Annotated in this window: 8 protein-coding genes; 1 reads left to right on the top strand and 7 read right to left on the bottom strand. The window is 28.8% G+C overall.

From position 1 onward, the window contains the following. Positions 1-30 precede the first annotated feature (30 nt). The 6 genes from tsf to J7M87_RS00230 all read right to left on the bottom strand — a co-directional run bounded on the left by tsf (position 31) and on the right by J7M87_RS00230 (position 7,752). Positions 31-942 carry a translation elongation factor Ts gene (gene tsf, locus J7M87_RS00205; protein ID WP_291647523.1) on the bottom strand — a complete coding sequence of 304 codons (912 nt, stop codon included), beginning with the start codon at positions 940-942 and terminating at the stop codon, positions 31-33. Between the two features lie 84 nt (positions 943-1,026). Further along, entirely contained in the window at positions 1,027-1,728 is a 702-nt protein-coding gene (gene rpsB / locus J7M87_RS00210) for a 30S ribosomal protein S2 (RefSeq protein ID WP_291647524.1), read from the bottom strand. Between the two features lie 335 nt (positions 1,729-2,063). Then, positions 2,064-2,840, bottom strand: a complete 777-nt coding sequence (gene codY / locus J7M87_RS00215; RefSeq protein ID WP_291647526.1) for a GTP-sensing pleiotropic transcriptional regulator CodY — start codon at positions 2,838-2,840, stop codon at positions 2,064-2,066. 198 nt (positions 2,841-3,038) lie between these two features. After that, entirely contained in the window at positions 3,039-5,129 is a 2,091-nt protein-coding gene (topA, locus tag J7M87_RS00220; RefSeq protein ID WP_291647528.1) for a type I DNA topoisomerase, read from the bottom strand. A gap of 46 nt (positions 5,130-5,175) precedes the next feature. Then, the gene (dprA, locus tag J7M87_RS00225; protein ID WP_291647530.1) at positions 5,176-6,213 is read right to left on the bottom strand and encodes a DNA-processing protein DprA; all 1,038 of its coding nucleotides are present in this window, start codon (positions 6,211-6,213) and stop codon (positions 5,176-5,178) included. Between the two features lie 15 nt (positions 6,214-6,228). Then, positions 6,229-7,752, bottom strand: a complete 1,524-nt coding sequence (locus tag J7M87_RS00230; protein ID WP_291647531.1) for a YifB family Mg chelatase-like AAA ATPase — start codon at positions 7,750-7,752, stop codon at positions 6,229-6,231. A gap of 148 nt (positions 7,753-7,900) precedes the next feature. On the opposite strand from J7M87_RS00230, the gene J7M87_RS00235 reads away from it, so the two are divergent. Next, the gene (locus tag J7M87_RS00235; RefSeq protein WP_291647533.1) at positions 7,901-8,272 is read left to right on the top strand and encodes a YraN family protein; all 372 of its coding nucleotides are present in this window, start codon (positions 7,901-7,903) and stop codon (positions 8,270-8,272) included. Positions 8,273-8,575: 303 nt separating this feature from the next. Here the strand turns inward: J7M87_RS00235 and J7M87_RS20380 are convergent. Beyond that, a partial coding sequence (locus J7M87_RS20380; protein WP_365843969.1) for an IS3 family transposase occupies positions 8,576-8,656 on the bottom strand: 81 nt, incomplete at its 5' end.

The following is an 8,656-nucleotide window of genomic DNA, read 5'->3' on the forward strand; positions in this document are numbered from 1 at the left end:
AAAGAGAACACATATGTGTCCTCCTTTGTATTACTTAGTCATCTTAGCTACTTCTTCTGCGAAGTTATCTTCTGCTTTTTCGATACCTTCTCCTCTTTCGAATCTTACAAACTTATTGATAGTTATAGGAGAACCAACTTCCTTTGATTTTTCTTGAAGGTATTTGCTTATGCTCTTATCGCCATCTTTAACCCATGCTTGATCTAAAAGACAAACTTCTTTGTAGTATTTTTGAATTCTTCCCATTACCATTTTTTCAACTATGTTTTCTGGTTTTCCTTCATTTAAAGCTTGAACTCTATAGATTTCTTTTTCTTTTTCTAAAGATTCTTGATCTACATCTTCTCTGCTTAAGAATGTTGGGTTAGCAGCAGCAACTTGCATACAAACGTCTTTTGCTACTTCTGTTAAAACAGCAGTATTATCAGCATCGCATCCTAATTCAACAACAACACCGATTCTTCCACCACCGTGGATGTAACTTTCAACTACACCATTTGCTACAGCAAACTTGTTGAATCTTCTTACAGTCATATTTTCACCTAACTTAGCTATTAAAGCAGTAAGTGCTTCTGAAACTGTATTTTCAGCATCATATTTTTCAGCAACAAATTCTTCTACAGTTGTAGCAGAAGTTGTAGATGCCATTTGAGCTAATCTATCTGCAAAATTCACAAATTCTTCATTAGCAGCAACGAAGTCTGTTTCACAGTTTAACTCAACTATACCTGCTGATTTCTTATCTTCAGATATGTAAGTTTTTACTATACCTTCAGCAGCAACTCTTCCTGCTTTCTTAGCAGCAGCAGCAAGACCCTTTTCTCTTAATATTTCAATAGCTTTTTCCATATCTCCTTGAGCTTCTGTTAAAGCCTTTTTGCAGTCCATCATTCCTGCACCAGTTTTTTCTCTTAATTCTTTAACTGATTGAGCAGTTATCATAATGTAAATTCCTCCTAACTTAATGTAAACCTTATTATTTAGGTCAAAAGGTAAATGAGTTAACTCACCTACCCTTTAATTTTATTACTCAGCTAATTGTTCGCCTTGTCTTCCTTCGATTATACCATCAGCAATTTTAGCAGTTATTAATTTAACAGCTCTGATTGCATCATCGTTTCCTGGAATTACGTAATCAACTTCTTCTGGATCACAGTTAGTATCAACTATACCTACTACTGGTATTCCTAATATCTTAGCTTCTGAAATAGCGTTCTTTTCTTTTCTTGGATCAACTACAAATATAGCACCTATGTTAGTAGAATCTAAGTTCTTAATTCCACCTAAGTTCTTTTCTAGTTTTTCCATTTCGCCTCTTAACTTTATAACTTCTTTCTTTGGTAAAACTTCAAATGTACCATCTTCTTCCATAGTCTTTAAAGTTTCTAATCTGTTAATTCTTGTTTTGATAGTTTTGAAGTTTGTTAACATACCACCTAACCATCTATTATTAACAAAGTGCATATTTGATCTTATTGCTTCTTCTTCGATAGCTTCTTGAGCTTGTTTCTTAGTTCCTACAAATAAAATCTCTTTTCCTTCTGCAGCTACTTCCTTTATGAAGTTATAAGCTTCATCTACTTTCTTAACTGTCTTTTGAAGATCTATTATATATATTCCATTTCTTTCTGTGAATATATAAGGAGCCATCTTAGGGTTCCATCTTCTTGTTTGGTGTCCAAAGTGTACACCTGCTTCTAATAATTGTTTCATTGATATAACTGACATTCTGTTACCTCCTGGTTTTTTCCTCCATTACCTTCTTATAAAGTTTCCTTAAATAAGGCACCGTCTTTATAAATCTAATAATGTGTGTATTTATTTACCTTAGTTAGTATAACATAAGCTAAATGTAGTAGCAACATTTTTTTCATCTAAAAATCAATAAATGTAAAATTAAATACTTTTTACATCATAAGAAAATTCAATCTATTTTTCCTATTTTTTATTTTATAAAACTTTTTCTATTATTATTAAATATTTTTATATATAATATTATAACTTTTCTTATAAATTCTAAAAGCGCCAGATTACAACAAGTAACTTGACGCTTTTAGTTTATGTTAATTTATCTTTTTTAATTCATCTAGTAGCTTTTCATTTAATATCTTTATATGTGTTCCCTTCATTCCAAGAGACCTTGACTCTATTACCCCTGCACTTTCAAACTTTCTAAGTGCATTAACTATAACACTTCTTGTTATTCCAACTTTATCAGCTATTTTTGATGCAACTAGTAATCCTTCGTTTCCTTCTAACTCACCAAAAATATGTTCAACAGCTTCAAGCTCAGAATAAGATAAAGTTCCTATAGCTAATTGTACAACTGCTTTCTTTCTTGCTTCATCTTCTATTTCTAATTGCTTTGATCTTAATATTTCCATACCTACTATAGTTGCACTATATTCAGCTAAAACTAAATCTTCGTCTGTAAATTCTTCACCAAATCTTGCAAGAATTAAAGTACCAAGTCTTTCTCTATTTCCGATTATAGGAACTATTGTACTAATCTTATCTTCCATAATACAATTTCCTTGATTTTCAAAAACACATATCCCTTTATTAGCTAAATTAGCAATACTTTCATGAACATTTAATAAATTATCATTATACTCTTTTGGAAATCTCTTTTCATCTATAACTTGATTTTTCATAACATCACATTCAAAACTTTTTGAAAATGAATATCCAAGAATCTTGCCTTTTCTGCTTGCCACATAGACATTACATAATAATACTTCGCTTAATAAAGAGCATATGTCTTCAAATGCTACAGGATCTGTACCGGATTTTTGCAGTATTTTATTCAACATTCTTGTCTTATTTAATAATGATGACATCCCATCTTCCTCCTATAAAAAGCCTGTTAAATTTTTTGAAAATTTAAAATTCATTAAATTTTCTCAAAACATCTTAATTACTTATTTATACTAACATAGGAAGTACTTATTTTCAACAAATTTTTTACGCTTTTCGACATTACACTTGAAAAATTGCTTATTTTAATACTTTATTAAACTGTAATTGATTTCTATTTATTAATTATTATTACTTTCCCTATTTAAGTTAACAGTTTTGTTACAATTCGAATCAGAACATTGTGCATAGCTTCCTTTTGTCTTGCTGTATTTTAGAACCATATAAGCTCCACAGTCTGGACATTTATCTTTTAACGGCTCGTTCCAACTAACAAAGTCACATTGAGGATAGTTAGCGCAACCAAAGAATTTTTTACCTTTTTTACTTTTCTTGGCTAATATCTTTCCTTCACATTTTGGACACGGAGCTTCTATTTCTTCAACAATCGGTTTTGCATTTTTACATTCAGGATATCCCGGACAAGCCAAGAAATCTCCATATCTACCATGCTTTATTACCATCATGCGACCACATTTATCACATGGAACATCGCTTACCTTATCTTCTATAACAACCTTTGATACTTCTTTTTCAGCTTTATCTATTGCAATTTTCAATGGCTCAAAGAATTCTCCAACTACTTTTCTCCACTCTTCTTGACCTTCTTCTATATGATCAAGATTTCTTTCCATTTCAGCTGTAAAATCAACATCTACTATTTGCTTAAAATATTCACTAAGCATATTATTAACTATAAAGCCAAGTTCTGTTGGAAATAATGTTTTCTTTTCTCTCTTTATATAATCCCTACTTAATATTGTAGTTATTGTTGGAACATAAGTACTTGGCCTTCCAATCCCCTTTTCTTCTAGCAATTTTACAAAAGATGCTTCACTATAACGCGCTGGTGGTTGTGTGAAGTGTTGTTTTCCTTCTATATCAACCTTATTTAATTCATCATTTTCTTCTAATTTAGGTAATGACACATCTTCACTATCTTCTTCTGTTAGATATTCATAAAGCTTCATAAATCCCTCAAATTTTATAGTAGATCCACTTGCTCTAAACTTATAATCTCCATTTTTAATTTCTACATTATTTGTATTTAATTCACATGAAGCCATTTGACTTGCCATAAATCTATTCCAAATCAATGAATATAATTTAAATTGCTCTGTAGTTAAAGAGTTCTTTGCAATTTCAGGAGTAATATCAATTATAGATGGTCTTATAGCTTCATGAGCATCTTGAATATTTTTCTTTCCCTTATATATTCTTGGAGAACTTGGTGCATAATCTTCCCCAAAATTCGAATTAATAAACTCTAAAGCTTTTCCTTGTGCTTCATCAGAAATTCTAACTGAGTCAGTTCTCATATAAGTTATTAATCCAACTGTGCCATATCCTTTAACTTCTATACCTTCATATAGTACTTGAGCTATAGACATAGTTCTTTTAGTCATAAAATTTAACTTTTTTGATGCTTCTTGCTGAAGTGTACTAGTTGTGAAAGGTGGTAATGGATTTTTTACCTTTGTTCCTTTTTTCACTTTAGTAACTATAAACTTATCTTTCTTTAATTCTTCTATTATTTTATCACTTTCTTCTTTAGTACTTATTTCAATCTTCTTGCCTTTATATTGTGATAACTTTATTGGAAACTTCTTTCTATCTTTAGTTGCTATACAATCAACACTCCAATACTCTTTTGGTTCAAAGCGATTAATTTCTTCTTCTCTATCACATATAAGCTTTAATGCTGCTGATTGAACTCTTCCAGCACTTAACCCCCATTTTATATTTTTCCATAATATAGGGCTAATTTCATAACCAACTAATCTATCTAATATTCTTCTTGCTTGTTGCGCATCTACTAAATTTATATTTATCTTTCTTGCTTCTTTTATAGATGACTTTACAGCAGTTTTAGTAATTTCGTTAAATACAATTCTACATTTTTCATCTTCTGAAATATTTAAAATATTAGCTAAATGCCATGATATCGCTTCACCTTCACGGTCAGGGTCAGTTGCAAGATATATTTTATCTGCTTTCTTAGCTGCTTTTTTAAGCTTACTTAAAAGTTCACCTTTTCCTCTTATAGTTATATATTTTGGATTAAAATTATCTTCTATATCAACGCCTAATTTACTTTTTGGCAAATCTCTTACATGTCCCATAGATGCTTCTACTATATAATTCTTACCAAGATACTTTCCTATAGTCTTAGCCTTTGCAGGTGATTCTACTATTACAAGATTTTGTCCCATACATAAAAACTCCAGTAATTTTTATGGAGTTTACACCCCCTTAAATTTATAATGATTTTGCATAATAATTGCCTGGAAGACAAATAATTTCATTTCTATTTTGCATTTCAAATAATAACTCAAACAATACCTTTCTGTCAACATTTACAGATTCTATTATATCATCTAAGTGTTTTGGTTCATTATCTATAACCTTTAAAAGATACTCTTTATATCCATTATTTTCATTTTTTTCTTTAATATCTTTTTTTATATTAAAAAAATCATATAAATCTTCCATTTCAGTAAATGGCTTTGCTCCATCTCTTATTAATTTATTGCATCCTTCGCTATTACCATTTATCACGGGTCCCGGAACTGCCATTATTTCTTTACCTATACTTAAAGCATAGTCTACAGTAATAAGAGTACCACTTTTTTTATTTGCTTCTACTATTATTACTTTATCACTTATTCCACTTATTATTCTGTTTCTTCTTGGAAAATTATATGCCATAGGTGGAGTTTTAGGTAAAAATTCTGAAATTAGTAACCCTTCTCTTATAACTTTCTCATATAAAAATTTATTGCATTTAGGATATACTACATCTATTCCACATCCTAATACTCCTATAGTCTTACCATTATATTCTAAAGCAATTTTTTGTGCTACTGAATCTATTCCAGCTGCTAATCCGCTTACAACAGTTATATTATTTTCGCTTAATTCCCTTCCAATAATTTTAGCTACTTCTATTCCATATTGAGTACATTTTCTTGCTCCTATTACAGCTGCTAATTTTCCCCTTAATAATTCTAAATTACCTTTATAAAATAGTACGTAAGGTGGTTCTTCAATATGCTTTAAAATTTCTGGATATTCTTTTGAGTTAATTGTAATATATCCTATTCCATTACTATTTATGTAATTATTAAAATCACTAATTTTCTCTTCAGAAATATCTTTATCCTTTATCTTTTGTAATTCTCTTATTTCATATTTTTGCTTCCTGATATTACTTTCATTTTCATATCTTTTTAATAGCAATAATTTCTTTTCGTTAGATATATTAGTTAAAATAAACCATAATTCGTCATTTTTCATAATAACCACCTTTATTTAAATTATTTCTCCATCCACATTTTTTCTATAGCCTAAAGCTTCAAAAACATGATGTTCGTATATTTTATCTGAAGCTTCTAAATCTGCAATCGTTCTAGAAACTTTTATTATTTTATCATATCCTCTCATAGTTAAATTGTATCTTTCATAACACATCTTTAATAAATTTTTTGCACCTTCTGAAATTTTAAATAAACACTCAAAATCTCTTCCTCTCACCTCTGAATTATAGCTATATTCGCTATTTTTATATCTATTTTTTTGTATTTTTCTCGCTTCTAGTACCTTTATTTTCATCTTTTCAGAGCTTAATTTATCATTTTTTCTTGATATATCCTCATACTTTAATCTAGGTACGTAATTTAACAGATCAATTCTATCTAAAAGCGCTCTTGATAATCTATTTAAATATTTTCTCCTTTCATTTTCAGAGCATATACATCTATTTTCATCTATTCCTCCTAAGTAAAGCCCACACGGACAAGGGTTAAAAGCTCCAACAAGCAAGAAATTAGAAGGTAATTTATATGTTCCATTAATTCTATTTATATTAATTACTTTTTCTTCTAATGGCTCTCTTAAAACATCTAGTACATCTCTTTTGAATTCTAATATTTCATCTAAAAAAAGTACTCCATTGTGTGCTAAAGTTATTTCCCCTGCTTTCACTTCTTTTCCACCGCCAACTAAAGCTATTTTAGTTATTGTATGATGCGGATTTCTAAAAGGTCTAATAACACCATCTTCCCCTGAAAATATTCCAGATGCACTATATATCTTTGCAATTTCCATTTCTTCCTTATAAGTAAGGGGTGGTAATATCGATGGTAATGCCTTTGCAAGCATTGTTTTTCCTGAACCAGGTGATCCATAAAGTAATATATTATGTTTACCTGCTGCTGCAATCTCCATTGCTCTTTTAGATGTTTTTTGTCCGATTATATCTGAAAAATCTAAATATATTTTATTAGCCTTTTTAACTTCGCCTTCAAAACTAAATGGTAATAAATCCTCATTATTAATAAATGAAACAACTTCTTTCAAATTTCTGAAAGGATAAAAATTTCCTATATTAAAGGATCTTAATTCATTTAAATTATTTAAAGGAAAAATAAAATTATTTTTCTTATTATTTTCACCTTCAAATATTATCGGAAGTATTCCCTTTATCTCTTTTAGTTCTCCTCCTAAAGAAAGTTCACCAAAAACTATAAAGTCTTTCAAATTTTTATTAATAATTTGATTTGATTTCATAAGTATGCCAAGAGCTATAGGTAAATCAAGTAATGAACCTATCTTTTTGATATCAGCTGGAGCTAAATTTATAGTAATTCTTCCTAGCGGAAACTCAAAGCCACTATTAACTATAGCAGACCTCACTCTTTCCTTCGATTCTTTTATTGAAGCATCAGGAAGACCCACTATACTAAAACTTGGCATTCCTTTATTAATATCTACTTCAACATTTATAAGTATTCCATCAAGTCCATTATGTGTAGCACTTATTATTTCAATTGACATAATTATCACCTCTTAAACATTATTGACATTATAATTTAATTATTAAACATTAATTTTTTATGATTTAATATATTATTTTTGTCAATATTATAAGGTGATAATAATTTTTTATAATTATTAATTTTATTTAAATTAATGGTGGTATTTTATGAGTAAATTTAATAAATGTATTGGCTTTTATGGTGAAGATCTAGCTTCATCTTATTTAAAATCAAAGGGTTATTACATATTAAATAAGAATTTTAAAAATAAATACGGTGAAATAGATTTGATATGTAGGCATAATGGCTTAATTGTTTTCGTAGAAGTAAAAAGTAGGTACAACTACAACTATGGCTTACCATGTGAAGCTGTTACTTACTCAAAACAAAAACAAATAATTAATTTATGTAAATTTTATTTACTTACAAGAAAATTATTTGATTATAACTGTAGATTTGATGTTGTAGAAATTTACTTTAATAAAAATAATGAATCTTATATACTACAACACACGAAAGATGCTTTTCGATGCTATTAATGAAATAAGTATAAATGGTACTTCATCAAAATAAATTTTGATAGTAATCAATAAAAGAAATATTAATTTTTTGAGGCTTTTTAATATTAGAAATTTTATTAAAACATTAAAACATTTAGCTTTATGCATATATAAATAATAGATAAAAATTTCTATTTAAATCTAAAAACTCTTTTAAGTAGGTAAAATCAATGGATTAAAAGTGGCTCACGTTTCGTTACCCTCTAAAAATAACAGGGAAGCATAAAGGGGGTCGCAAAATGGTCTGACCCCTAAAAAGTAGACATTGTTAAAAGGGATATATCATTGTGAATTACAAAAATGGCTTCGATATTTAATTGGAGCCATATTTTTTAACCTTTTTTGAAATCTAATATTATTATA

The organism is Clostridium sp. (assembly GCF_017888565.1).
Lineage (GTDB): Bacteria > Bacillota > Clostridia > Clostridiales > Clostridiaceae > Clostridium.

Bases quoted from the DNA above. Each gene is read 5' to 3' on its own strand.
- J7M87_RS00230 (WP_291647531.1), bottom strand. From the start codon at position 7,752: ATGTCAATTGAAATAATAAGTGCTACACATAATGGACTTGATGGAATA.
- codY (WP_291647526.1), bottom strand. From the start codon at position 2,840: ATGTCATCATTATTAAATAAGACAAGAATGTTGAATAAAATACTGCAA.
- topA (WP_291647528.1), bottom strand. From the start codon at position 5,129: ATGGGACAAAATCTTGTAATAGTAGAATCACCTGCAAAGGCTAAGACT.
- rpsB (WP_291647524.1), bottom strand. From the start codon at position 1,728: ATGTCAGTTATATCAATGAAACAATTATTAGAAGCAGGTGTACACTTT.
- dprA (WP_291647530.1), bottom strand. From the start codon at position 6,213: ATGAAAAATGACGAATTATGGTTTATTTTAACTAATATATCTAACGAA.
- tsf (WP_291647523.1), bottom strand. From the start codon at position 942: ATGATAACTGCTCAATCAGTTAAAGAATTAAGAGAAAAAACTGGTGCA.
- J7M87_RS00235 (WP_291647533.1), top strand. From the start codon at position 7,901: ATGAGTAAATTTAATAAATGTATTGGCTTTTATGGTGAAGATCTAGCT.